This is a genomic window from Brenneria corticis (assembly GCF_003115855.1).
Classification (GTDB): Bacteria; Pseudomonadota; Gammaproteobacteria; order Enterobacterales; family Enterobacteriaceae; genus Brenneria; species Brenneria corticis.
Genome location: NZ_KZ819080.1, coordinates 125,343 through 149,491, shown reverse-complemented (window position 1 = coordinate 149,491; position 24,149 = coordinate 125,343). Strand labels below are relative to the sequence as shown.

23 protein-coding genes are annotated in these 24,149 nt (G+C 58.2%); 11 read left to right on the top strand and 12 right to left on the bottom strand.

Features of this window, described 5'->3' with window-relative positions:
- Positions 1-76: 76 nt before the first annotated feature.
- The 5 genes from DDT56_RS12910 to bioH all read right to left on the bottom strand — a co-directional run bounded on the left by DDT56_RS12910 (position 77) and on the right by bioH (position 5,215).
- Positions 77-1,405, bottom strand: coding sequence for an FtsX-like permease family protein (locus DDT56_RS12910; protein ID WP_136166879.1), 1,329 nt, complete (start codon positions 1,403-1,405; stop codon positions 77-79).
- Positions 1,405-2,094: an ABC transporter ATP-binding protein gene (locus DDT56_RS12905; RefSeq protein ID WP_136166847.1), complete on the bottom strand. Its 690-nt coding sequence runs from the start codon at positions 2,092-2,094 to the stop codon at positions 1,405-1,407. The genes DDT56_RS12910 and DDT56_RS12905 overlap by 1 nt, the downstream gene beginning before the upstream one ends.
- An 8-nt stretch (positions 2,095-2,102) precedes the next feature.
- Positions 2,103-2,579, bottom strand: coding sequence for a hypothetical protein (locus DDT56_RS12900; RefSeq protein WP_136166846.1), 477 nt, complete (start codon positions 2,577-2,579; stop codon positions 2,103-2,105).
- Positions 2,580-2,588: 9 nt separating this feature from the next.
- The gene (locus DDT56_RS12895; protein ID WP_136166845.1) at positions 2,589-4,334 is read right to left on the bottom strand and encodes an alkaline phosphatase; all 1,746 of its coding nucleotides are present in this window, start codon (positions 4,332-4,334) and stop codon (positions 2,589-2,591) included.
- 101 nt (positions 4,335-4,435) lie between these two features.
- Complete coding sequence (gene bioH, locus DDT56_RS12890; protein ID WP_136166844.1) at positions 4,436-5,215, bottom strand: pimeloyl-ACP methyl ester esterase BioH; 780 nt, start codon at positions 5,213-5,215, stop codon at positions 4,436-4,438.
- A gap of 40 nt (positions 5,216-5,255) precedes the next feature.
- On the opposite strand from bioH, the gene gntX reads away from it, so the two are divergent.
- On the top strand, positions 5,256-5,957 hold the full coding sequence (gene gntX, locus DDT56_RS12885) for a DNA utilization protein GntX (protein WP_136166843.1): 702 nt from the start codon (positions 5,256-5,258) through the stop codon (positions 5,955-5,957).
- Positions 5,958-6,016: 59 nt separating this feature from the next.
- Positions 6,017-6,592, top strand: a complete 576-nt coding sequence (gene nfuA, locus DDT56_RS12880) for a Fe-S biogenesis protein NfuA (protein ID WP_009111132.1) — start codon at positions 6,017-6,019, stop codon at positions 6,590-6,592.
- A gap of 21 nt (positions 6,593-6,613) precedes the next feature.
- Here nfuA and malQ read toward each other — a convergent pair whose 3' ends face one another.
- The 4 genes from malQ to glpG are packed head-to-tail and all read right to left on the bottom strand — an operon-like array spanning position 6,614 to position 12,842.
- A complete protein-coding gene (gene malQ / locus DDT56_RS12875) occupies positions 6,614-8,725 on the bottom strand; it encodes a 4-alpha-glucanotransferase (RefSeq protein WP_136166842.1) in 2,112 nt (703 codons plus the stop codon).
- Positions 8,726-8,736: 11 nt separating this feature from the next.
- Positions 8,737-11,184: a maltodextrin phosphorylase gene (gene malP / locus DDT56_RS12870; protein ID WP_136166841.1), complete on the bottom strand. Its 2,448-nt coding sequence runs from the start codon at positions 11,182-11,184 to the stop codon at positions 8,737-8,739.
- A gap of 45 nt (positions 11,185-11,229) precedes the next feature.
- The gene (locus DDT56_RS12865; RefSeq protein WP_009111129.1) at positions 11,230-11,988 is read right to left on the bottom strand and encodes a DeoR/GlpR family transcriptional regulator; all 759 of its coding nucleotides are present in this window, start codon (positions 11,986-11,988) and stop codon (positions 11,230-11,232) included.
- Positions 11,989-12,011: 23 nt separating this feature from the next.
- A complete protein-coding gene (glpG, locus tag DDT56_RS12860) occupies positions 12,012-12,842 on the bottom strand; it encodes a rhomboid family intramembrane serine protease GlpG (RefSeq protein WP_210417020.1) in 831 nt (276 codons plus the stop codon).
- A gap of 270 nt (positions 12,843-13,112) precedes the next feature.
- Between glpG and rbsK the strand changes: the two genes are divergently transcribed.
- From rbsK to DDT56_RS12835, 5 genes are read left to right on the top strand one after another with little or no spacing between them, the layout of a single operon-like run.
- Positions 13,113-14,324: a ribokinase gene (rbsK, locus tag DDT56_RS12855; protein WP_136166840.1), complete on the top strand. Its 1,212-nt coding sequence runs from the start codon at positions 13,113-13,115 to the stop codon at positions 14,322-14,324.
- 60 nt (positions 14,325-14,384) lie between these two features.
- Entirely contained in the window at positions 14,385-15,314 is a 930-nt protein-coding gene (locus tag DDT56_RS12850) for a dihydrodipicolinate synthase family protein (RefSeq protein WP_136166839.1), read from the top strand.
- Positions 15,315-15,357: 43 nt separating this feature from the next.
- Complete coding sequence (locus DDT56_RS12845; RefSeq protein ID WP_136166838.1) at positions 15,358-16,305, top strand: tripartite tricarboxylate transporter substrate binding protein; 948 nt, start codon at positions 15,358-15,360, stop codon at positions 16,303-16,305.
- A gap of 37 nt (positions 16,306-16,342) precedes the next feature.
- Positions 16,343-16,786, top strand: a complete 444-nt coding sequence (locus tag DDT56_RS12840; RefSeq protein WP_136166837.1) for a tripartite tricarboxylate transporter TctB family protein — start codon at positions 16,343-16,345, stop codon at positions 16,784-16,786.
- A 12-nt stretch (positions 16,787-16,798) separates the two neighbouring features.
- Entirely contained in the window at positions 16,799-18,301 is a 1,503-nt protein-coding gene (locus tag DDT56_RS12835) for a tripartite tricarboxylate transporter permease (protein WP_136166836.1), read from the top strand.
- A 59-nt stretch (positions 18,302-18,360) separates the two neighbouring features.
- Here the strand turns inward: DDT56_RS12835 and glpE are convergent, their stop codons facing one another.
- From glpE to ulaG, 3 genes are all read right to left on the bottom strand, one after another.
- Positions 18,361-18,684, bottom strand: coding sequence for a thiosulfate sulfurtransferase GlpE (glpE, locus tag DDT56_RS12830; RefSeq protein WP_136166835.1), 324 nt, complete (start codon positions 18,682-18,684; stop codon positions 18,361-18,363).
- Between the two features lie 92 nt (positions 18,685-18,776).
- Positions 18,777-19,532, bottom strand: a complete 756-nt coding sequence (gene ulaR, locus DDT56_RS12825) for an HTH-type transcriptional regulator UlaR (RefSeq protein ID WP_009111121.1) — start codon at positions 19,530-19,532, stop codon at positions 18,777-18,779.
- Between the two features lie 276 nt (positions 19,533-19,808).
- Positions 19,809-20,873, bottom strand: coding sequence for an L-ascorbate 6-phosphate lactonase (gene ulaG, locus DDT56_RS12820; RefSeq protein ID WP_136166834.1), 1,065 nt, complete (start codon positions 20,871-20,873; stop codon positions 19,809-19,811).
- 417 nt (positions 20,874-21,290) lie between these two features.
- On the opposite strand from ulaG, the gene ulaA reads away from it, so the two are divergent.
- Genes ulaA through DDT56_RS12800 form a run of 4 tightly spaced genes read left to right on the top strand, consistent with a single transcriptional unit; the run spans position 21,291 to position 24,145 of the window.
- Positions 21,291-22,694 (top strand): PTS ascorbate-specific subunit IIBC, encoded by a 1,404-nt coding sequence (gene ulaA / locus DDT56_RS12815; RefSeq protein ID WP_136166833.1) that lies wholly within the window; start codon positions 21,291-21,293, stop codon positions 22,692-22,694.
- Complete coding sequence (ulaB, locus tag DDT56_RS12810) at positions 22,691-22,999, top strand: PTS ascorbate transporter subunit IIB (protein WP_136166832.1); 309 nt, start codon at positions 22,691-22,693, stop codon at positions 22,997-22,999. Before ulaA ends, ulaB begins: the two co-directional genes overlap by 4 nt.
- A gap of 9 nt (positions 23,000-23,008) precedes the next feature.
- Positions 23,009-23,476 carry a PTS ascorbate transporter subunit IIA gene (gene ulaC / locus DDT56_RS12805; protein ID WP_136166831.1) on the top strand — a complete coding sequence of 156 codons (468 nt, stop codon included), beginning with the start codon at positions 23,009-23,011 and terminating at the stop codon, positions 23,474-23,476.
- A 15-nt stretch (positions 23,477-23,491) separates the two neighbouring features.
- Entirely contained in the window at positions 23,492-24,145 is a 654-nt protein-coding gene (locus tag DDT56_RS12800; protein WP_136166830.1) for a 3-keto-L-gulonate-6-phosphate decarboxylase UlaD, read from the top strand.
- Positions 24,146-24,149: the final 4 nt, after the last annotated feature.

Below are 24,149 nucleotides of genomic sequence, written 5' to 3'. Positions count from 1 at the left end.
GATGCAGAGCGCTACGCATTAGTTATTCTGACTTGCCCAGGCCCGACACTTTATTGCCAAAGCAGGTTCCAGGCCATCACTCCCCCCGCAGCGCCGCGGCGGGCGACCGGCGATAAACCAGCATGGCGGGAACGGTCAGCACCACGGCGGCGACCAGCAGCAAGAGCAAGACGAACCTTATATCTTCCCATTCCAGCGTCACCGGCAGGACAAAACCGCTCTTCTCGCTCATGATCACCGCAATGGCCCGGGCGGCGGCATAGCCGATGCCCGTCCCCAGCAGCACCCCGGCGCTCACCAGCGACATCAGCCCGCACCAGATCAGCGCGAAAATACCGTAACGCGGCGCGCCGAACGCCCGCAGCGCGCCGATCTGTTTTTGCCGCTGCCGCAGATGAATCACCGCCGCCATCGCCACCGCCACGCCGACCAGCGCCTGGGTTCCCACGGAGAGGTAAACCAGCAGCTCGCGGATATCCCCCAGAATAGAATAGAGTTTTACCAGCACTTCGCCGGGAAACACCGCCTGAGTCTGGTTGCTGCGATATAGCGAACGCAGCTGATAGGCTCCGGCGATACTCTTGGGCTTGACCACAATGGCCGGCACCCCCGCCGGATGAGCATGTTCCTGCCGCGCGTCGCGCTCGTGCTCCTCTGCGTGATGCCGTTCGTCGTGGTTATGGCGTTCGTCCGCATGGTGCTCATCGCCGTGATGATCGTCATCATGGTGTTTATGCGCGCCCTGAGGCCCTTCAGCCTCGTGGTGGTCATGCCCGGCGTCGCCCGGCGGCTGAATGCCGTGTACCCGCCAGACCGCGTTCACCGGCACCAGAATCGCCTTGTCCCAGGCGCTGCCGTCGGCGGGCAAAATCCCCACCACGGTGTAAGTCACCCCGTCGTGCGCATGCGCGCCCTCGGTGCCGATCTGCCCGTGGACGGGACTGAATTTATCCCCCAGCGCCAAACCGCTGTGCTCGCCCACCACCGCTTCGTAACCATCGTTAAATACCCGCCCGGCCGTCAGCCGCCGCTTGCCGTTATCGGTCACCAGCGGCGCCGTGGTGCCGACAATCGGCATCCCCTGATAGAAGTCGCCAAACGCCACCGGCGCCGCCCAGGCCACCAGCGGATTTTTCGCCAGGTCGTCCAGTACCTGCGCGGGGATCAGCGTCAGCGCCGAGGGTTGCAGAAAAACGGAAGAGAGCACCAATTGCGTTTCGCTGCCCGGCGCGCCGATCACCAGATCAAAGCGATCCGCCGCTTGCGCGCTCCCCATGCGCAGCGCTCTTTCCTGTAGGCTGACGGAAATACTCAACGCCGTGGCGGTCGCGATCAGCAACACCACGACCAGGATGCCCGGCCATAATCGGCGCCAGTCAACCCAAATCAGTCGCCATGGGATCATCATGCCGCCTCCGGTTGGGCGCGATCGGCGATCAGCCGCCCTTTTTCCAATTGCAGACAACGGGTCATGCGCGCCGCCAGATGGCGATCGTGGGTGATGGCCACCAGCGTGGCGCCATTGTTGCGCGCCAGCGTCGCCAGCAACTCGGCGATGTGCTCGCCGCTGCGCGCATCCAGACTGGCCGTCGGTTCATCGGCGACGATAATTTGCGGCGCGCTCAGCAGCGCTCTGGCGACCGCCACCCGCTGCTTTTCGCCGCGCGACAGCACCTCAACCGGGCGCGTGCCGGTATCCAGCCCGACCTGCGCCAGCAGATCGGCCGCTCGCCGCTTTAACGCGGCGGGCAGGCGCCAGTAATGAAAGCGCGCCGGCAGCAAGACGTTTTCCAGCGCGCTCATACCGGGAAACAGATGAAAATCCTGCATCACCAGCCCCACGTGTCCGGCCCGCCAGCGATCGCGTCCCGCTTCATTCAGCCGGCGGATATCCTGCCGCGCCCAGATCACGCTGCCCGTACCGCTGTTATCCATGCCGGTAATGGCATTCACCAGCGTGGTTTTGCCCGAGCCGGACGGCCCCATCACCGCCACCCGCTCCCCCGCCGCAATACGCAACGCCGGAATATCCAGCACGGCATCCGGCGTATCGGGAAAGGTGACGCTCAGGTCTTGAATCAGTAACTCCGCCATCGCCCCTCCTACAGGGTATCGAACGTCGCTTCACGCAGCCGCAGCAGGCTGACGAAGCCGGTTTGCGCATCGGTCCACGAACCGTGCTCCAGCACGCCCTCCACCTCAATCATGGCGTTGTTCTGCACGAAGGTTTGCCGCTTGGCCAGATAGACCACCACAATGTCTTCCGGCCAGTCGGCGTCGGAGGAACAGAACGGGCACAGCGCCATCGGCATTTTGGTCAACACGAAGAACTGCGATTCAGCCTTCAGCGGGGGCGCCATAAAGCCGCGCATCGTTACCCGCTTGCCGGATAACGTTTTAACCTCGTCGGAGAATTCCAGCCCCAATACGCCATAAGACGCATACAGCTTGTCGAAAGAGAGTTCGGGCGGCCCGGCTTTCACATGTGCCGACGGCGCCAACAGCGCGATCAGCACGATGACTTTCAGCCAGATAAATAGCGGGGTTGCCCCCGCCGGATTGCCATTGGACTCGCTCATACCAGTCAATTACTTCTTGTCCTGCGGTTTTATCGCCAGGGCATCGACAATCACCCGGAACAGCTCGGTGTTTTCCATATAACCGCGGATTCGTTCAGCCCCCGGACCGCTGGCCTGAATCACCATATCGTCCACCGCATGCACGCCGGTGTCGGAAGAGCGCGGCAGGATGCCCTCGCGGAACACCGCGCCCGGCGTTTTTTCATAGGCTTTGTTCGCCACGTACTCATCTTTCTCGTTCTTGATGGCCGGCACAAAGGTGCCATCCAGTTTCGGACGGAAGGTTTCGTAGTAGTCAGGGAAGTTGTTGAAAAAGACCGCCAGACGTTTGGACACATTCACGTCGTCCGGGTAACCGTCTTTATTGGCGTCCTGATAGTTCGGATAGCCGGCGTCTTCATACACGCCGACCTTTTCGCGCATATCGTCGCCCGGTTTTTCATCATCCACCGTGCCGATAATGGAGATGCCGTGGGTATGGTCGCCGGTCACGATAATCAGCGTATCCGGGTTTTTCTCGGCAAACTTCTGCGCCAGCGCCACCGACTGATCCAGCATGATGGTGTTATAGAAGGAGCGTTCCCAATCCAGCGGATGCGAGGCTTTGTCGATCAGCGCGGACTCCACCATCAGGAAGAAACCGTCCTGATTTTTAGACAGTACGTCCAGCGCCGCCTGGGTCATCTCGGTCAGATCCGGCTGATTGGGGAATTTCTTCGCCACGTCGTTTTTCAGGAAACGGCGATCCAGCACGCCGTCCATATTGCCGGTATGGAACAGCCCCAGAAGCTTGGTGGCCTGCGCCGCGTTCTGCTTCAGGGTATCGGCGTCGGTCGCCAGCTGGTAGCCCGCCTGCTGGAATTTTTCAATATAGTTATTTTCGTCTTTGCGTTTTGAGCCGGGCGTACTCTTGGGCAGGAAATAGGCCGAACCGCCCCCCAGAATCACGCTGGGCTGGACCTGGTAAAACATCTCGACGATTTCCGCTTTATCCGCGCGACGGCGGGTGTGGGATACCACCGCCGCCGGCGTCGCATCTTCAATTTCAGCATCGCTGACCACGCCGACGGACATCTTGGTCGAACGGGTAATCAGCTCGCCCAGCGTTTCCTGTTTCGGATGCTCCAGCGAGTTCTTACTGCGGCTGACGTACACGCCCAGCGCATTTACGCCGGATTTATGGCCGGTCATGTAGGCGCTCATGGTATTGGCGCTGTCCGCGGCGATGGAATCGGTACTGGAAGTCCCGGCGAACGCCATATATTGCAGATCGTCAATCGCCAGACGGCCGTCGGCTTTCCCTTCGGTCACGCCTTTAGACAGAATGCGGGCGCCGGTACGGTGGGCCACCGACAGGCCGTCGCCGATAAACAGGATCACGTTTTTGGCTTTACGCTCAGCGGACGTCGGGTAAACGTCCCAGGTTACCGAGGAGGTTTTTCCTTTGGCCCGCGCTTCCACCACGTATTTTCCCGCTTCCGGCAGGCTGACATCCCGCACCCACACGGCGGAGACGTTTTCGCTGTCTTCACGTTCGACAAAGGCGGCCGCTTTTCCCAGCACCTGCTGATAATCTTTGCCGTTGATCAGGATACGAATGTCTTCCGGCTTGAGCACCTCATCAAATTCGACTTTAAAATCGAACTTCCCGCCGGTAAGAATGGTGGCGCGGTCGATGGGATAAATGGCCTGCGCCTGGGCGATCCCCGGCAGTGCGGCGGCAAACAGTAACGGCAGTAACCAACGAGCTTTCATCGAGATGTCCTTGATTGCGGAATTAACAGGACATAACCTAATGGTCTTTTTTTACAGTTTGATGAACATGGATATCCTTGCTGACATCTGTTTACATGCCGTCATATCACCTCCGGCCGCTGGCTAAACGCCAGCAGCCGTTCCGCCACCGCGTCAGGATGGGAAATAAACGGCGCATGCGCGGCCTTGGGGATAACCACGGAAGAGGTGTTCGGCCACAGGCTATCCAGTACCCCCGCCACCCGGCGCGGCACCAGCCCGTCCAGCGCCCCGTACAGGCGCAGAAACGGCAGCGCCAGCGATGCCAGCGGCTGACGCAGATCCGTCCGGCGCAGAATCTCCAGCCCGCCGTTCAGCGCCTCGACGGAGGGCATGGGCTGTTCCAGCACCACGCGTTTCAGCAACCGGGCGTCCTGGCGCGCGCTCTCCGTGCCCAGCGTTTGCAGCGCCAGAAAACGTTCGACGGTGCGCTGAAAATCCTCGCTGAGCTGTTGCTGAAAGCCGTGCAACACCTCCGGCTTAATCCCCGGCCATGCCTCTTTGGCGCCAAAGCAGGGGGACGAGGCCACCGTGATCAAGCCGCTCACCCGCTGCGGCGCGCTTAACGCTATGCGACTGGCGACCAGTCCGCCCAGCGACCAGCCCAGCCAGATGGCGCGCTCCGGCGCCTGCGCCAGCACCGTTGCCGCCATCTCCTCCAGCGACAGCGCCCCGAATCCCCGGCTTCTGCCATAGCCGGGCAGGTCCACCCGATGCAGGCGAAAATGCGCAGCCAGTCGCGGCGCGATGCCATCCCATACCTGCGCGTTCAGTCCCCAGCCGTGCAGCAACACAAGTTCTGTTTTTCCTGCGCCTTCGGTCTGCCAATACAGCGATTTCATCCGTTATCTTCCTGTTTTATCATTTTTCGGGGAAACGCCTATGTTAACCATCGCCGCCCGCTGCTGGCTATGCCGGCTGCCGCTTTATCACAGCCGGCACGGGATTTGCTCATTCTGCCAGCGCCATTTACCCCCGCTCCCCGCCTGCTGTCCGCGCTGCGGACTGCCCGCGGGCGATACCACGCGGCCATGCGGCCGCTGTCTGCGCAATCCGCCGCCCTGGCAATCAATCATCTTTGTCAGCGACTATGTTCCACCGCTTAACACGTTGATAAAAGAGTTTAAATTCAACGGTAAAACGGAGCTGGCCGCGGTGCTTGCCCGGCAAATTTTATTACGCTGGCTGGCGGCCTACCGTGAACGGGCGCTGCCGTCCCCGCCTTATCTGCCGCGGCCCGAGCAGCTGTTCACCGTACCCTTGCATAAATGGCGTCACTGGTCGCGCGGATTCAACCAGACCGAACTGCTGGCCCGCCCCCTGAGCCATTGGCTGCGCTGCGACTATGAACCGCGGGCGCTTACCCGCGTGCGCCAGACCCGGATTCAACAACGGCTCGGCGCCGGCGCCCGGCGTAAAAATCTGCGCGGCGCTTTTCGCTGCGACCTGTCGTTGACGGGAAAACAGGTGGCGTTGCTGGATGACGTGGTGACGACGGGCAGTACCGCGGCGGAAATCAGCCGGGTGTTGCTGAATCGAGGGGCGGCCGGGGTTCAGGTATGGTGTTTGTGCCGCACCTTGTAGTTCGCGGGGGGATGGGCGTATTATAACCGGTAAGCATGGTCAACATTGAGTCTAACATTATGATCCGTATTACTGACGCTGCTCAGGAACACTTTCTAAAATTGCTGGCAAAACAGGAAGAAGGCACGCAAATCCGCGTTTTCGTCATTAATCCCGGCACGCCGAACGCCGAGTGCGGCGTCTCCTATTGTCCGCCGGACGCAGTGGAAGCCAGCGATACCGAACTGAAGTTCGAGAAAATTTCAGCCTACGTGGACGAACTCAGCGCGCCCTATCTGGAAGACGCCGAAATCGATTTCGTTACCGACCAGCTGGGCTCTCAGCTTACGCTGAAAGCGCCCAACGCCAAGATGCGTAAAGTGGATGACGACGCGCCGCTGATTGAACGCGTGGAGTATGTGCTGCAATCGCAGATCAACCCGCAGCTGGCCGGCCACGGCGGCCGCGTAACGCTGATGGAAATTACCGACGACGGCCTGGCGATCCTGCAATTCGGCGGCGGCTGCAACGGCTGTTCGATGGTCGACTACACGCTGAAGGAAGGGATTGAGAAAGAGCTGCTGGAAAAATTCCCCGAGCTGAAAGGCGTAAGGGATCTCACCGAGCACCAGCGCGGCGAGCATTCCTATTACTAGCGTTTCCATCATGATGCCGCGTCATTTACCGTCCGCGGCATCCTCCTCGCAGGCGACGGCGGGCAGCGCCACGCCGCGGCGCAAATCGATATCCCGAATCAAACGTTCAAGATAGCGGTCGACGAAGATCGACTCCAGCGTGCGGCTAAGTTTGCGCCGCCAGTTGGGGTATTCCCGGCTGGTGCCGGGCACATTGACCGGGGTCGCCATATCCAGCCAGTCTTCCAGTTGAAAGCCGACCAGCGCGCTGGCCGTGTCGGCCATAAAACGCTGAACGCCACGGTTAAGCGGCGCCCCCATGGTCGTCAACGTGGAATTTCGCCCCACCCGCTGCGGCAGCAGCCCATGCTGATGCAACGCATTCAACAGCCCCTGTTTGGCCTTTTCCCGCGATTGAATTTGCTGCTGCAATAGCTCGTCATGCGGATACAGCCCCAAATCCCTGCCCAGCGACAGATCCACCGCCTGCCAGTAACCGCGCAGCGTGGGGAGATCGTGGGTGGTGATGGTGGCCATCGCCTGTCGCGGATAGCGGTCGGGGGAGCGGAAGCGATACTGCTCGTCCTTTTCAAAAAACAAGACTTTATAGGAATAGACGCCGCACTCATGCAGCTTACTGACGATCTCCGGCGGCACCGTTCCCAAATCCTCGCCGATCACCAGACAGCGATGGCGCTGGCTTTCGAGCGCCAGTATCGCCAGCAGATCGTCCAGCGGGTAATGCACATAGGCGCCGTTAACCGCGGACTCCGCTTTGGGTATCCACCATAGGCGCAGCAGCGCCATCACGTGGTCGATGCGCAGCGCGCCGCAGTTCGCCATATTGCTGCGCAGCACATCGATAAACGGCTGGTAGCCGCGCAGCCGCAGCATCTTGGGGTTCATCGGAGATAGCTGCCAGTTTTGCCCCTGCGGCCCCAGCGGATCGGGCGGCGCGCCCACGGAGGCGTCCAGGCAGTAAAGCTGCCGCTCGTCCCAGGTTTCAGCGCCCCCCTGCGCCACGCCCACGGCTAAATCGCGATACAGGCCGATAGGCAGACCAAGCTGCTTGCTGTGCGCGAAGCACTCCGCCAGCTGTTCATAAGCCACCCATTGCAGCCAGCAATAAAATTTGATCTCATCGGCGTGTTCATGACGAAACGACTTAACCGTCTCGCCGTGAACATCATGATAGCGGGCCGGCCACTGCAGCCAGTCGGCATAGTTTTCCCCCTGGCGCTTCAGATAGGCCTGCAAGGTGTCGAAGGTCGCCTGTAGCTGCAGACTTTGCCCGCCGTTCACCACGAACTGGCGAAAGGCGCTGATGCGCGGGTCCAGCGGGCTGCGGGTGGTAAAATAGTGGAACGCCATGCGTAATGCGTTCAGCTTGAGCGCGGTGACCGCTTCATAATCCACCCAACGCTCCGCGCGCAGCGCCGCCACCCGCTGTTGCATTTCCTCTTGCCGCCACCACTGCTGCGCCGGCGAACTCTGCTGAAAATCATCCACCCGGTTGACGTCAATATAGATGACGTTCAGCCAGTGGCGGGAGGAGGGACTGTAGGGGCTCGCCGCCTCAGGCTCCGCCGGGTACAGCGAGTGCAGCGGATTCAGCCCGACGAAGGCGCCTCCGCGGCGGGCGATCTGTTCCACCAGTTGGCGCAAATCGCCAAAATCGCCCACGCCCCAGTTATTTTGCGAACGCAGGGTATACAGCTGGACGGTCACGCCCCACCAGCGCTTACCCTGCGACAGGGCTTCCGGCTCGTAACAGCGGGGCGGCGCCACGATAACCCGGCAGTTCCAGCGCTGGTCGGCCTGCGTCAGCGTAAGATGATGATACCCCAGCGGAAGCGCCTCCGGGAGCGTCAGACGGGTTGCGCCGGTTACCTGCCCCTGAATCTGTCCGCCGTTTTCATACATCAGCGTCCAGTGAAATTCCCCGCTGCCGGCCAGATCGATAACGGCATCCCGCCCCTGAAGAAAAACCTTTACCGGCGGCAGCGGCGCACCGTCGCTGCCGGAGACATCCATCATCGCCAGCAGCCTGTCCCTGATCGATGCGTCGACAATGTGCTCATTGCCATAAGCATCGGTATATTTTTCCGCAATACCCACCTGCTGAATTGCCGAGTTCTCCGCCTTGAATACCATCTTCCTTTTCCTTAACGACGCCCTTGCCAAATGCGCTTCTGGTAATCATGAATCGCTCTATCCGAGCTGAACATCCCCATTCTGGCCGTATTCAGTACACAACGGCGAGTCCATTCCTCCGGTTCACGATATAGCGCATCCACCTGCCGCTGCACCTGACAATAAGGGGCGAAATCAGCCAGTAACAGATAGGGATCGCCCGCTTCCAGCAGGCTGTTCAACAGTGGAGCAAACGCTTGCCTGTCTCCCTGACTAAACGCGCCGCTGGCCAGTTCATCCAATATTTCACTTAGCAAAGGGGTATCAACAATGTAGTCCGCGGGGGTATATCCCCGCGCCTGTAACGCTTTTACCTGCTCAACCGTATGACCGAAAATAAACAGGTTCTCCGCGCCAACCTGTTGCGCCATCTCGACGTTGGCGCCATCCCAGGTTCCCACCGTCAGCGCCCCGTTCAGCGCCAGCTTCATATTGCCGGTACCGGAGGCTTCTTTGCCGGCCGTCGAGATCTGCTCGGACACGTCGGCGGCGGGAATGATCCGCTCCGCCAGCGATACGCGGTAATCGGGAATAAATACCACTTTCAGGCGATCGTTGCAGCGGCGGTCCCGATTAATTTTTTCCGCTACCTGGTTAATGGCGTAAATAATATTTTTTGCCAGCACATACCCCGGCGCGGCCTTGGCGCCAAACAGAAAGACGCGCGGAACTATATCCAGATGCGGGTTATCACGCAATTGCCGGTACAGAGAAAGAATATGCAACAGGTTCAGATGCTGGCGCTTATATTCGTGCAGCCGCTTGATTTGCACATCGAACAGCGCCTGAGGATCGAGCGTCACCCCATGGCTATGTTGCAGATGTTGCGCCAGCTTCACCTTGTTGTCGTATTTTATCCGCCGGTAGCGCTCGCGAAATGCGGCGTCATCGGCATAAGGCTCCAGCCCTAGCAGCGCGGGCAGTTCGTTCACCCATTCGGCGCGCAGTGTGTCGTCAATCAGCGCCGACAGCGCCGGATTGCACTGTTTCAGCCAGCGGCGCGGCGTAATGCCGTTGGTGACGTTGTGAAATTTGTGCGGCCAGAGCTGGTGATACTCCGGGAACAGATCCTTCACCACCAGCTCCGAATGCAGCGCCGCCACGCCGTTTACCGCAAAGCAGCTCACCACGCACAGGTTGGCCATGCGCACCTGGCGCCGATGACACACCGCCAGCTTCGCCCACACCCGGCGATCGCCGGGCCACCGCCGCTCCACCTGCGCTTTAAACTGAGCGTCTATTTGCTTAATAATGGTAAGATGGCGCGGAAGCAGACGGACGAAGAGCCTTTCGTTCCAGCGCTCCAGCGCTTCCGGCATCAGGGTATGATTGGTGTAGGCGAAGGTGCGCGACGTCACCGACCAGGCGTCGTCCCAGCCCATCCGGTGTTCGTCCAGCAGCAGCCGCATCAGTTCCGGGATCGCCAGCGTCGGATGGGTATCATTGAGCTGGATGACCTCGTAATCGGGCAGTTCCGCCACTTTCCGCCCCGCCTGCAGATGCCGGCGCAGAATATCGGCCACCGAGCAGGCGCACTGGAAGTATTGCTGCATCAGCCGCAGCCGTTTACCCGCCGCATGATCGTCGTTCGGGTACAATACCTTCGTCAGGCTGGCCGCCGCCACGCCGGCCTGTTCCGCCTTAAGATAGCGCCCGGCGTTGAACAGCGTCAGGTCAAACGGCTGGCGGTGGCCGGCCTGCCACAGGCGCAGCGGCTGGGTTTGGCCGTTGCGGTAGCCGATGACCGGCAGATCGCAGGCTTCGCCCCGGAAGAAAAATTCGGGCCGCCACAATTCGCGGCCGTCATCCTGCCGCTGCAATTCGCCGCCGAAACCGACGTCCACCGCCAGCTCCGGACGCGGGAAAAACCACGGATAGCCGTCGCCCCGCCAGTCATCCGGCGTCTCCTGCTGCCGTCCCTGGGCGAAATGCTGGCGGAACAGGCCGTACTGATAGTTGAGGCCGTAGCCGATCGCCGGCTGCCCCACGGTGGCCATGGAGTCGAGAAAACAGGATGCCAGCCGCCCCAGTCCGCCATTGCCTAAAGCGGGATCGGTTTCCTGCTCCAGCACGTCGCTCAGGCTAATCCGCTGCTGCGCCAGCACCTCGGCCGCGGCGTCATACCATCCCAGATTCAACAGATTGTTGCCGGTAAGGCGGCCGGGTAAAAACTCCATCGACAGATAATTGACGTGGCGCGCCGCCGGCCGGGCGCCGGCGTCGGCCGGCGGCGCGGGAAAAGGGCGGGATGCGGCCAGCTGTTCGGCCAGTGCGGCGCTGACGGCGCGCCAACGCTGCGCCGACGTCATCCGGCTCAGGGAAGCGACGCCGTAATATTGCCGCTGGCGCAGCAACGCCGCGGCAAACTGTGACGGGTTAAACGCGGATGAAAACACTCGATTAAACGGAAACAATGGCATGGCGCGTCTCCCCTCTAGTCCATCACGGAAAAAGGCACGCCTGGATCAGCACAACTCCAACTGCACCTTATATTGTTCAATGATTTTCAGCACGCTGGGCGGTGGTAGTTGATCGGTAAAAAGATAATCGATCAAATCCATATTGCCCAGGTTTACCATGGCATTGCGACCAAATTTGGAATGATCCGTCACCAGCATGACACAACGGGAGTTTTCAATGATTGCCCGCTTGGTTCGTACTTCATGGTAGTCAAACTCCAGCAATGAACCGTCCATGTCAATGCCGCTGATACCCAAAATACCGAAATCCAGACGAAACTGAGAAATAAAATCCAGGGTCGCCTCGCCCATAATGCCGCCGTCGCGGCTACGCACTTCCCCGCCGGCGAGGATCAAGCGAAAATCCTCCTTGGCCGTCAGCAGCGTCGCCACATTCAGGTTATTGGTCACCACGCGCAGGTTTTTGTGCTGCATCAGCGCATGGGCGACCGCCTCGGGCGTGGTGCCGATATCGATAAACAGCGTCGCGCCGTCCGGGATCTGGCTGGCGACCTTGCGGGCGATGCGGGCTTTCTCTTCGGACCACATCATTTTACGGTCATTATAAGCGGTATTAACCGAACTTGAAGGCAACGCCGCGCCGCCATGATGGCGATGGATTTTATTCTGTTCCGCCAACTCGTTCAGATCCCGGCGAATGGTTTGCGGACTCACCGCAAAATGTTCCACCAGCTCTTCGGTACTGACATACCCCTGCCGACGCACCAGTTCAATGATGCCCTCATGCCGTTGTGTTTGCTTCACGTTCATCCCCTAAGCGACCGGCTTTACCGGGTTTCGGTTTTATTGTAAGTATCCCAAAAGGCCATCAATAACCCGACGACTAATCCCGCCACATGCGCCGCATTGGCTATCGACATGCCTAAAATATCGAAATATCCGGCTATCAGCCACAGCACGGCAAAAGCCATCAGGCTACGCGGCATAAATAAACGGCCTTCGGGCTCCCTTTCCCCACGCAGCCAGACATATCCCATCAAAGCATAAACAACCCCGGATAATCCACCGAAGTGAACCCCGCTGAACCAGGACTGCGCCCAGCCGCTCGCCACCGAGGAAACAAGGGTGATCATCAACAGCTTACCGGTGCCCAGCACTTTTTCCACCGGCCCCCCCAGATACCACCACCACATCAGATTGAACAGAATATGCAGCAGGGAAAAATGCAGCAACGCATGGCTGAACCAGCGCCACAGCTGCAATTCCTGTCCGGCGTCCGGATAGGACAGCCACGCCATCACCGGCTCGTAACCCGAAATCTGCATCAGCAAAAAAACCGCGATGGCGGCAATGATGATCGATAACGTCAGCGGCCCCGCCCGCTGCTTCAACGTTTGCAGATAGGAAAAACGTTGATAGCGGATGCCGGAATCGGTGGAGCCGGTATGCCAGCTCGCCGCCTGATAGCGCGGATTGAACGGGTCGCGCAGAAAAATTTCCAGCGCCTGCCGCACCTCGTCCAGCTGCAGATCGTCCGCCAGCCACAGCTCGGCTTCCTGCCCGGCGGTGCGCATTTCCAGACGGACGTTCCGCGTCTGCATGTAATCAACAAACGCCTGTGCCAGACGCGGGTTGGATAGGGCAATCACTCGGATCATAATCTTGTTGCAAACCATAGAGTAAGTTGATTGGTCAACATATTAATAAAAATTCGTTTTAATAGGCAGGACAATCGCACCGCTATCTTCGTACGGCTTCTTTAGCGCCCCATCCTGATAACTATTCTTTACGTCACAGATAAAACCCGGCGTTCCCGATAACATAACATGCGATTTTTGTTTACTTCCGTTTTGCCTGACAACATATGATCACAATCACTTTTTGGCCAGGAGGGCTCATTTACTCTTACCATAAGGGCGGGAGCGATTATGTTTCTCATCGAACGAAGAAATAATATTCTGGCGTACCTGGATAAAAAAGAGCGGGCCGGCGTTGACTACCTGGCCGATATGTTTTCGGTATCCAAAGAAACCATTCGCAGCGACTTAAACGCCTTGGCCCGATTAAATCTGGTGCAGCGCTGCCACGGCGGCGCCATTATTATCCGCCGCAGTCTACAGTCAAAACTCATTGCCGATACGGGAGGCGATTTCGAGGTACTTTTAACCCAGCTTAAAAGTCAGCAAAGAAATAAAAACCAGCCGAAGAAGGGAAATAAAATGCAAGGTAAGGTCTGTATCCTGGGCTCGTTTAACGTTGATATCGTCGCCAAAGTCGCGCGTTTCCCCAAAGGCGGGGAGTCTTTGCTGGCGCTGGGCAGCACGCTCGGCCCCGGCGGGAAAGGCGCCAATCAGGCCATGGCCGCCAGCCGCGCGGGCGCCAAGGTGCATTTTGTCGCCAAGGTGGGAAAAGATCAATTCAGCCAGTTCGCCTACGATCATCTCTCTTCCTCGGAAATACTCTCCTTTAAACTCTACCAGTCGGATAGCGAACCAACCGGGAATGCCATTATTTATGTTTCCCAACAGGATGGCGAAAATATGATTGCCATTTATCCCGGCGCCAATAAAACCATTACCGATGATGAAGTCGCGGCTATTACGCCGGAGCTTGCCGACTCGAATGTATTATTGCTCCAGCTGGAAAATAATTTCGCCGCCACGCTTAATGCCATGAAGCTGGCGAAAACATTAAATAGCAAAGTGGTGCTTAATCCCGCGCCCTATTCCCACGATGCGCTCAACTGCCTGGAATATGTCGACGTGATCACGCCCAATGAAACCGAAGCCTCGCTGCTTTCCGGTATCGAAGTGCGCGATTTGGCCAGCGCGAAACAGGCCGCGCAGAAGATTGTCGCCCTCGGCGCGGCGCGGGTCATCATTACCATGGGCGCGCACGGCGCCCTGATCCTCGACGACGGGCAATTCCGGCATATTCCGGCATTCCCCGCGCTGAGCGTGGACACCACCGGCGCGGGCGACGCCTTTAACGGCGCCTTTGCCGCCGCCATCGCCGGCGGCCAGAGCATCGCCCAGGCGGCGACTTACGCCGCCGCGTTCGCGTCCCTGGCGGTCGAGCGCGAAGGCGCGTCGAATATGCCGCGCCATCAACAGGTCATGGCCCGTCTGGCGCAGCGCTAGCCGCAGGCGTTTTCCGATCTTTCCGCTTTTAAGCACCGCATCCGCCGCAAGGAGTGAAGAATGAAAAAAATCGAAGGCATCGTTCCGGTCATGCTGACCCCTTTTACCGCACGCAACGACATTGATTATCCCGGTCTGGCAAAACTGATCGACTGGTATCTTGAGCAAGGCGTCGACGCGCTGTTCGCCGTCTGCCAGTCGAGCGAAATGCAGTTTCTCAGCCTGCCGGAGCGCGTGGCGCTGGCGCGTTTCGTGGTGGAAAGGGTCGCCGGCCGTATTCCGGTGATCGCATCGGGGCATATCAGCGACGATCTCGACGAGCAAATCGCCGAACTTCGCGCCATGGCCGAAACCGGCATTGATGCGCTGGTACTGGTGACCAACCATCTGGACCCGCACAATCAGGGCAGCGAGACGTTCCATGCCACGCTGCATAGCGTGCTGGCGGCGCTGCCGCAAACGATGCCGCTCGGGCTGTATGAATGCCCGGCGCCCTACCGCCGCCTGCTGAGCGATGAAGAGCTACGCTATTGCGCCGATAGCGGGCGTTTTGTGGTGCTGAAAGACGTCAGCTGCGATCTGCCGACCGTCGCGCGGCGGGTGAAACTGGTGGCCGGCACGCCGCTCAATATTATCAACGCCAACGCGGCCATCGCTTTTGACGCCATCAAGGCCGGCTCCAAAGGCTTCAGCGGCGTGTTCACCAATTTTCATCCTGAACTGTATAGCTGGCTTTACCATCACCACGCCCGCGATCCGGCGCTGGCGCAGGAACTGGCGATATTCCTCTCCCTGGCGGCGGTAACGGAGACGCTGGGCTACCCGAAAAACGCCAAAATCTACCACCAGCGGCTGGGAACCTTCGACAGCGAACATTGCCGGGTCAACAAAGATAACGTCCTGGAAAAATACTGGGCGTTAACCGTACTGCTCGATCAGATTCGCAGCGGTACCGAGCATTATAAAAACAAAATAACATCAATAAGATAAACATCTTCCTCCACCGCATACCCTGACAAGAAGGAACCATCACATGAATATGATCCGGTTAGCCTCCTTAGCCACCGTGTTGATATCCAGTTCGGCCTTCGCCGCATGGCCGGAAAAACCCATCACCATTATCGTGCCCTGGGGCGCCGGCGGAAACACCGATACCGTGGCCCGTCTGGTTGCTTCCGGACTGCAAAAAGAGCTGGGCGTCAACGTCAACGTGGTCAACCGTACCGGCGGCAGCGGCGTCGTGGGCCATGACGCCATCAAGCGCGCCAGGCCCGACGGCTATACGCTCGGCATCGTAACGGTGGAGATCGCCATGATGCACCACCAGAAAATGGCCGAGCTCAGCTATCAGGACTACACGCCGATAAGCCGGCTGGCGGTGATTTACGGCGGGCTTCAGGTCGCCAAAGATTCGCCGTACCAGGACGCCAATCAGCTGATCGAAGCGATTAAACAGCAGCCCGGCAAACTGCGCGCCTCCGGCAGCGGGCTCAAATCGGTCTGGCACCTCAACACCCTGGGCATGCTGAAGAGCGCCGGCCTGCCGGAGGATGCCGTAAGGTTTATTCCGTCGCAGGGCGCCAGCGGCGCTTTACAGGAACTGGTCTCCGGCGGGGTCGATTTCGTCACCTCTTCGCCCGGCGAAGCCAAGAGCATGGTCGACGCCGGCATGGTGCGCCACCTGGCCATTATGTCCGCCCAGCCTTCCGAACTGTACGCCAGCATCCCGCTGTTTAAACAGGCCACGCCTTACGACTGGTCGCTCACCACCTGGAATGTGCTGGCCGCGCCCAAGGGGCTGCCCACCGACATTCAGACCACGCTGACCGCGGCGATGAAAAAGGTCTATGAGTCCGGGGAGTTACAGAAATTCGCCAATAACCAGGGCTTTGAGGTCGGCGCGCTATACGACGACGATCTGTATCAGTTTATGCGCCAGGAAGACGCCCGTTTTGGCGAACTGCTCTCCACCGATAAATAAAACAGGCGGGTGTTATGCAAATAACACCTGATACGCCATGAGACTAGCGTTAGTGCTGCCGCTGCTGTTTTTACTCTTCGGGGGCGGTATTTTTCTTTATTCCTATATCGCGCTGGGGGATATCCGCTCTTTCGGCGCCGGTTTCATGCCCGCCGTCATCGGCTGCCTTATCGTGCTGCTGTCCGCGCTGGATCTTATCGCCGTCTGGCGCGGAAAAGTAAAAAATCAGCCGGGCGTCACCGGCTGGCAGGATATCGCCAGCGTCGCTCTGCTGGTGGCGGTGGTGATTTTCTATATTTATTGCGTCGAATTACTCGGGTTTATCCTGACCGCCAGCGTCATCATGGTCGGCCTGCTGCTGCTGTTTCTGCAAAATAACAAAATTCTCGCCTCCGTCGTCGCCGTCGGTCTTGCAGCCGGTATTTATTATCTTTTTTCGACAATACTGTTGGTGCCATTACCGTCCGGCACGCTTTTTTAATGGAGCCAGTTAATGGATATCCTGATTAACGCCAGTGAATATATTACCCTCAGCGCCATCATCGCTATTCTGGCCGCCGGGCTGTTCGGCCTATTCGTGGGGGCGATACCCGGACTCACCGCCACCATGGCCGTGGCATTGCTGGTTCCCTTTACTTTTTTTATGGACCCGATCCCCGCGCTGGCGATGATGATCTCCGTCGGCGCCTCCACCATCTATGCCGGCGACATTCCCGGCGTCTTGCTGCGCATTCCCGGTACGCCGGCATCCGCGGCCTACGTGGACGACAGCTATGCCCTCAGCCAGCAGGGAAAAACCAATTACGTGCTCGGGCTGGGGTTAAGCACCTCGGTGATCGGCGGCATTATCGGCGCCGTCGTCTTAACCTTCGCCTCCCCGTTGCTGGCGTCGTTCGCCTTAAAATTCAGCTCGTTCGAATACGCCTGGCTGGCCCTGCTGGGACTAAGCTGCTCAACCCTGATCGCCGGACAATATATCGTTAAAAGCCTGCTGGCGCTGCTGCTGGGGCTGGCGTTGGCCACCATCGGTTACGATGAATTTACCGGACAGCCGCGCTTCACCTTCGGCCAGGTATCCTTACTGGAAGGGATCAGCTTTATCCCGGCGATGATCGGCATGTTCGCCATCGCCAACGCCATTGAATATTACGCCAGCCGCAAAGGCGCCACGCCGGTAAACCATCCCGCTCACGCCGCGGAAAAGTCCTCACTCAATATCCTTGCCGGCATTTTCCCGGCGCTGAAGAAAAACCGGCTCGGTATTGCGCGCAGCAGCGCCATCGGCACGCTGATTGGCGTGCTGCCCGGCGCCGGAGCGGATATTGCCGCCTGGATCTCCTACGCCGTGGCAAAAAAGTTCTCCCGCAACCCGGAAAAATACGGCAAAGGCTCGGAGGAGGCGGTGATCAATGCCTCGTCAAGCAACAACGCCAGCCTGGCGGGCAGTTATATTCCCACCCTGGTATTCGGCATTCCCGGCGATTCGGTGGCGGCGATTGTTATCGGCGTGCTGTATATGAAAGATATGCAGCCAGGCCCTTCGCTGTTTATCTTTCACCCTGAAAAGCTGTACGCCATCTTTATGCTGTTTTTTATCGCCAACCTGGCCCTGCTGCCGCTGGCGCTGATTGTGGTCAATTTTCTGAAAAGGCTGATATCCATTAATAAGGATATTATCTACCCCGTGGTGATCGTCTTCAGCATCGTCGGCGCCTTCGCCATGAATAATTCGATGGCCTCGGTGGTCGTGATGCTGGTTATGGGGGTTATCGGCTACTATTTGCAGAAATATCACTATCCCATCGCGCCGGTTATTTTAGGCATGGTGCTTGGGCCGATGTTTGAAAAGAGCCTGCTGTCTTCGCTGATCAAATCAGACGGCGACTGGACGGCATTCGTCGAACGGCCGATATCCGCCTTTCTGGCCGCGCTTTTTCTGCTGGTGGTTATTATGCAGGGGAAAAGTATTATTCAGACCTTTAAAAACCGCGCGTAACGGCGAATCCGCCGTCGGCGCGCGTTAACGCCGATGGCGGCGATACCGGCGCGGCACGCTCAAATCTGCGCGTCAATATCCTGGGGATAGCGCTGTTGCCAGGCCTCAAACCCGCCGTCAATGCTGTATACCGCGGCAAACCCCAGGCTAAGCAGATACTGCGCCGCATGGCGGCTGCTGATGCCGTGATAACAAATCACCATCACCGGCGCGTCAAGGTCCGCCCCGCGAACGAAATCCGCCAGGGTTTCGTTGCTCAGGTGCGTCGCCCCGGGCACATGCGCCACGGCGAAGCTCTGCGGATCGCGGATATCCACCACCACGTCGCCCTGTTGCCAGCGGGAATAGGCGTTTTCAATACCAATCGCTTCAAATTGTTCCATTAAAGGTTACAGCCTTGTTAATCACCGAGGGCGTTATTGTAACCCGCATGGGCGCATATTAAACCAGACAAACCATAGGGCTATGGCGAAAACTACACCAATATCACTTCCACATTCTGCGCGCGCAGCTGCGCCACAATCTGCGCATCGGCCTGCTTGCCGGTAATGACCACGTCAATCTGCTCCACCCGGCTGAACAGCATCCCGGCTCGTTCGCCGATCTTGCTGCTGTCCACCACCACCACCAGCTTGCCGACGTAGCTCAGCATCTTTTGTTCCGCCATCGCGGTCAGCATATCGGTTTTGTACAGCCCTTCCGCCGTCAGCCCCTTGCCGCTGGTAAACATCCAGTGGCCGGCGTAGAGGCTGGCGTCCCCTTCCTGCGGCGCCAGGGTAATCGACTGACTTTTATTGTACTGCCCGCCCATAATGACCACGCTTTCGTGTTCCTGCTCAATCAGGTAGTTCGCCAGCGGCAGATAGTTGGTGATCACCTGCACGTCTTTGCCGCATATTTCCTGCCCCAGCAAAAAGGCGGTGGAGCCGCAGTTAATCACTACGCTCTCCCCCGGACGGCACAGCTGCGCGGCGGCTTTGGCGATGCGCATTTTTTCATCCAGATTCTGCGCCTGATAAATATTCAGCGGCGACCAGGCGGGACGCGGAATATTCACCGCTTCGGCGCCGTTGCGGACTTTGCGCAGCTTGCCTGATTCATCAAGCTTATTGATATCCCGCCTTGCCGTTGCCGGTGAGACGTCAAAGTGCTCGATAAGATCGGCGACGGTAATCTGCCGCTGGCGTTGCAGAAAATCGATGATGGCATTATGGCGCTGAGATTCGGTCATACTGGCCCCGCTAAATGGATTCTGGATACCGATTATAATCAGCGCCCGCGGCAATTTGAATCATAACTTGTCAAAAGTACGCACGGAAATATCATCAGTGGATAAAACGCTCACCCTGCAGACCATAGACAAAGCCCATTATTAGGGAGAGCGTGGCGAGGGGCCGTAGCGGCGTAAGCCGCCGGAGCGCCCCTCGGTACGGTAGGCCCGGGTATCTCAGGCTTACAGGCGACTTTGTCAGCAATCTCAAGGGTTGACTACGCCGCCCCGCCGGTTTTACAGGAAAGATTTATACGGCAGATCCGGCTCGATGGTAAAGCAATCATCAAATCCGCGCGGATAGTGATACTCCAGATTATCCTTGTCCTGCGGCCAGGTGAACTTGCCGCCGACCTGCCAGATAAAAGGCTTAAAGCCATATTTCAGGCGATCTTTTTTCATTTCCCACAGCACGCGGATCTCCTGCGGGTCGGCCTGAAAATTCGACCAGATATCGTGATGGAAGGGGATCACCACCTTGGCGTTCAGCGCCTCGGCCATGCGCAGCATATCGGCGCTGGTCATTTTATCGGTGATGCCGCGCGGATTCTCGCCATAGGAGCCCAGCGCCACGTCTATCCGATGTTCGTTGCCGTGTTTGGCGTAATAGTTTGAATAGTGTGAATCCCCGCTGTGGTAAAGGTTGCCGCCCGGCGTTTTAAACAGATAGTTCACCGCCCGCTTATCCATACCGTCCGGCAATACGCCCGCCGCTTTCTCATCCGCCGGGAGCGTAATCAACGCGGTGCGGTCGAAGGCGTCCAGCGCGTGAATTTCAACATCTTTTATGCTGATGATATCGCCCGGTTTCACCACGATGCAGCGTTCGCGCGGCACGCCCCAGCCAATCCACAGATCGACGCAGCTCTGCGGGCCGATAAACGGCACGTCGCCGGCGCAATTTTTCAGCACCGCGGCGGCCACGTTCACATCGATATGATCGTTGTGGTCGTGCGTTGCCAGCACGGCGTCAACCTGACGAATGGCGAAGGGATCGAGCACAAACGGCGTGGTGCGCAAATTGGGCTGCAGTTTTTTCACCCCCGCCATGCGCTGCATCTGATGGCCCGTTTTCATCAGCGGATTGGCGTGGCTCTGTTTGCCGGTGCCGCACCAGAAATCCACGCAGATGTTTGCCCCCTCCTGCGACTTCAGCCAGATGCCGGTACAGCCCAGCCACCACATGGAAAACGTTCCCGGCGCCACCTGCTCCTGCGCTATTTCTTCATTCAGCCAGCTTCCCCATTCCGGGAAGGTATTCAGAATCCATGACTCACGGGTAATGCTGTCGATTTTACTCATAGTGTGAACCTCATCGTCGGTCGGCCTGGTAGGTTACTGAACAATAAAATCACAATAAATCATAAAATGAAAATATATGATTTTATTTTGCGAATTTATCACCGTTTCACCATGCTGACAATCGACCGTTATCCGCATCATTACATTACACGCTTATCAATAATCACCTGAAAATAGCAAAATAAAAACATAATAATATGAAAATTAAAGATAAAAAACACCATTCGGTTTTATGAATTGAGAATGATTTCCATCGGAAAGGATAATTGCGAAGCCACTCACAAATAATCAATAAATGTCTTTTTATGATTATTTATGATTGATAGAGTAAATACGCCCTACCAAAAACGCCTGCCCGCGCCAGAGTCATGCGCCGTTGACGCGCAACAGGATGACCAAAAGCCGAACGGAGTGCTTATGGAAACGCTCTATAACATCTTTACCATCTTCTTTAATCAGGTCATGACCAACGCCCCGCTGTTGCTGGGGATCGTCACCTTTCTCGGGTATTTGCTGCTGCGTAAAAGCGCCACAGTCATCATTAAAGGCACCATCAAAACCATCATCGGCTTTATGCTATTGCAGGCCGGCTCCGGTATTCTGACCGGCACCTTCAAACCCGTCGTCGCCAAAATGTCTGAAGTTTACGGCATCAGCGGCGCCATCTCGGATACCTACGCCTCCATGATGGCGACCGTCGAACGCATGGGCGACGCCTACAGCTGGGTCGGCTATGCGGTACTGCTGGCGCTGGCGCTGAATATTGTTTACGTCCTGCTGCGCCGGATTACCGGCATCCGCACCATTATGCTCACCGGCCACATCATGTTTCAGCAGGCCGGGTTGCTGGCGGTTTTCCTCTATATCCTCGGCTATCCGATGTGGACCACCATCATCTGCAGCGCCGTGCTGGTTTCCCTTTACTGGGGCATTACGGCAAACATGATGTACAAACCCACGCAGGCGGTAACGGACGGCTGCGGTTTTTCCATCGGGCACCAGCAACAGTTCGCCTCCTGGCTGGCCTACAAGCTGGCGCCTTATCTGGGGAAAAAGGAAGAGAGCGTCGAAGATCTGAAACTGCCGGGCTGGCTGAACATTTTCCATGACAACATTGTCTCCACCGCCATCGTTATGACGGTCTTCTTCGGCGCCATCCTGATCTCCTTCGGTCTGGATACCGTGCAGCAAATGGCCGGAAAAACGCACTGGAGTATCTATATTCTGCAAACCGGCTTCCAGTTTGCCGTCGCCATTTTCATCATCGTCCAGGGCGTGCGGATGTTTGTCGCCGAACTCTCCGAAGCCTTTAACGGCATCTCCCAGCGATTGATCCCCGGCGCGGTGCTGGCCATCGACTGCGCGGCGATCTATAGCTTCGCCCCCAACGCGGTGGTATGGGGATTTATGTGGGGCACCATCGGTCAACTGATCGCCGTCGGCATCCTGATCGGCATCGGTTCGCCCATCATGATCATTCCCGGTTTTATTCCGATGTTCTTCTCCAACGCCACCATCGGCGTATTCGCCAACCACTTCGGCGGCTGGCGCGCGGCGCTGAAGATCTGCCTGGTGATGGGCATGATCGAAATCTTCGGCTGCGTCTGGGCGGTAAAACTGACCGGCCTGAGCGCCTGGATGGGCATGGCGGACTGGTCGATTCTGGCGCCGCCGTTGATGCAGGGGCTGACGCTCGGCCTGTGGTTTATGAGCGTCGTTATCGTCATTGCGCTGATCTACATGGTCTTTGCCGGCCGCACCTTGCGGGCTGAAGAAGATGCTGAAAAGAAACTCACCGAGTCCATGGAGAAATCATTATGACCGTACGAATTCTGGCCGTCTGCGGCTGCGGGCAAGGCAGTTCCATGATTATGAAAATGAAGGTCGGCCAGTTTCTGGCCGAGCAGGGAATCGACCATAGCCTGAACAGCTGCGCGGTAGGCGAATACAAAGCCGAACTGAGCGGCGCCGACATCATTATCGCCTCAACCCATATCGCGGATGAAATCACCGTCAGCGGCAATAAATATGTGGTCGGCGTGCGCAATATGCTCTCCGCCGCCGAATTCGGCCCGAAGCTGCTGGAGGTCATCAAGGCGCACTTTCCGGCGGACCTCAAGCAATAGGACGTGACGATGAAACTACGCGATTCATTGGCAGAAAATCACTCCATACGTCTGCAAGCCGCCGCGGATAGCTGGCAGGAAGCGGTAAAAATCGGCGTTGACCTGCTGGTCGCCGCCGATGTCGTCGAACCGCGCTACTACCAGGCCATTCTGGATGGAGTACAACGGTTCGGCCCCTATTTCGTTATCGCTCCCGGCCTCGCCATGCCCCACGCCCGCCCGGAGGAAGGCGTCAAAAAAACCGGCTTTGCGCTGGTTACCCTGCAAACGCCGCTGATTTTCAATCATGAAGACAACGACCCGGTGGACATCCTGATCACCCTGGCCGCGGTCGATGCCAATACCCATCAGGAGGTGGGCATTATGCAAATCGTCAATCTGTTTGAAGACGAGGCCAACTTTGACCGCCTGCGCGCCTGCCGCACCGCGCGGGAGGTATTGGATTTGATTGACCGGACCGCCGCGGCGGCATGCTGATTAAGGAGTTTACCGATGTCTCATTTACCGATGTTACAGGTCGCGCTGGATAACCAGACGCTGGCCGATGCTTACCGGACCACCCGATTGATTGCCGAAGAGGTGGATATTATTGAAGTCGGCACCATCCTGTGCGTCGGCGAGGGGGTGCGCGCGGTGCGCGACCTGAAATCCCTTTACCCGCACAAGATTGTGCTGGCGGATGCCAAAATCGCCGATGCCGGAAAAATTCTGGCGCGCATGTGCTTTGCCGCGCAGGCCGACTGGGTGACCGTTATTTGCTGCGCGGATATTAACACCGCGGCGGGCGCGCTGGAGGTCGCCGGCGAGTTTCAGGGCGACGTCCAGATCGAGCTGACCGGTTTCTGGACCTGGGAACAGGCGCAGGCCTGGCGCGATATCGGTATCCGGCAGGTGGTCTATCACCGCAGCCGGGACGCGCAGGCCGCGGGCATCGCCTGGAGCGAGGCCGATATCGACGCGATTAGGCGCCTGGCCGATATGGGCTTTAAGGTCACCGTCACCGGCGGGCTGGCGCTGGAGGATCTGCCGCTGTTCAAAGGCATTCCCGTCCATGTGTTTATCGCCGGGCGCAGCATCCGCGACGCCGCGAGCCCTGTAGAGGCGGCGCGTGAATTCAAGCGCCGCATCGCCCAGCTCTGGGGATAAGGTG

Excerpts from the sequence above, each read along its gene's own strand:
- nfuA (WP_009111132.1), top strand. The coding sequence starts at position 6,017 with ATGATCCGTATTACTGACGCTGCTCAGGAACACTTTCTAAAATTGCTG.
- DDT56_RS12905 (WP_136166847.1), bottom strand. The coding sequence starts at position 2,094 with ATGGCGGAGTTACTGATTCAAGACCTGAGCGTCACCTTTCCCGATACG.
- malQ (WP_136166842.1), bottom strand. The coding sequence starts at position 8,725 with ATGGTATTCAAGGCGGAGAACTCGGCAATTCAGCAGGTGGGTATTGCG.
- glpE (WP_136166835.1), bottom strand. The coding sequence starts at position 18,684 with ATGGAACAATTTGAAGCGATTGGTATTGAAAACGCCTATTCCCGCTGG.
- DDT56_RS12800 (WP_136166830.1), top strand. The coding sequence starts at position 23,492 with ATGTCTCATTTACCGATGTTACAGGTCGCGCTGGATAACCAGACGCTG.
- DDT56_RS12835 (WP_136166836.1), top strand. The coding sequence starts at position 16,799 with ATGGATATCCTGATTAACGCCAGTGAATATATTACCCTCAGCGCCATC.
- ulaB (WP_136166832.1), top strand. The coding sequence starts at position 22,691 with ATGACCGTACGAATTCTGGCCGTCTGCGGCTGCGGGCAAGGCAGTTCC.
- gntX (WP_136166843.1), top strand. The coding sequence starts at position 5,256 with ATGTTAACCATCGCCGCCCGCTGCTGGCTATGCCGGCTGCCGCTTTAT.
- rbsK (WP_136166840.1), top strand. The coding sequence starts at position 13,113 with ATGTTTCTCATCGAACGAAGAAATAATATTCTGGCGTACCTGGATAAA.
- bioH (WP_136166844.1), bottom strand. The coding sequence starts at position 5,215 with ATGAAATCGCTGTATTGGCAGACCGAAGGCGCAGGAAAAACAGAACTT.
- DDT56_RS12895 (WP_136166845.1), bottom strand. The coding sequence starts at position 4,334 with ATGAAAGCTCGTTGGTTACTGCCGTTACTGTTTGCCGCCGCACTGCCG.
- DDT56_RS12850 (WP_136166839.1), top strand. The coding sequence starts at position 14,385 with ATGAAAAAAATCGAAGGCATCGTTCCGGTCATGCTGACCCCTTTTACC.
- ulaR (WP_009111121.1), bottom strand. The coding sequence starts at position 19,532 with ATGACCGAATCTCAGCGCCATAATGCCATCATCGATTTTCTGCAACGC.
- ulaC (WP_136166831.1), top strand. The coding sequence starts at position 23,009 with ATGAAACTACGCGATTCATTGGCAGAAAATCACTCCATACGTCTGCAA.
- glpG (WP_210417020.1), bottom strand. The coding sequence starts at position 12,842 with ATGATCCGAGTGATTGCCCTATCCAACCCGCGTCTGGCACAGGCGTTT.
- ulaA (WP_136166833.1), top strand. The coding sequence starts at position 21,291 with ATGGAAACGCTCTATAACATCTTTACCATCTTCTTTAATCAGGTCATG.
- DDT56_RS12840 (WP_136166837.1), top strand. The coding sequence starts at position 16,343 with ATGAGACTAGCGTTAGTGCTGCCGCTGCTGTTTTTACTCTTCGGGGGC.
- ulaG (WP_136166834.1), bottom strand. The coding sequence starts at position 20,873 with ATGAGTAAAATCGACAGCATTACCCGTGAGTCATGGATTCTGAATACC.
- DDT56_RS12900 (WP_136166846.1), bottom strand. The coding sequence starts at position 2,579 with ATGAGCGAGTCCAATGGCAATCCGGCGGGGGCAACCCCGCTATTTATC.
- DDT56_RS12910 (WP_136166879.1), bottom strand. The coding sequence starts at position 1,405 with ATGATCCCATGGCGACTGATTTGGGTTGACTGGCGCCGATTATGGCCG.
- DDT56_RS12845 (WP_136166838.1), top strand. The coding sequence starts at position 15,358 with ATGAATATGATCCGGTTAGCCTCCTTAGCCACCGTGTTGATATCCAGT.
- malP (WP_136166841.1), bottom strand. The coding sequence starts at position 11,184 with ATGCCATTGTTTCCGTTTAATCGAGTGTTTTCATCCGCGTTTAACCCG.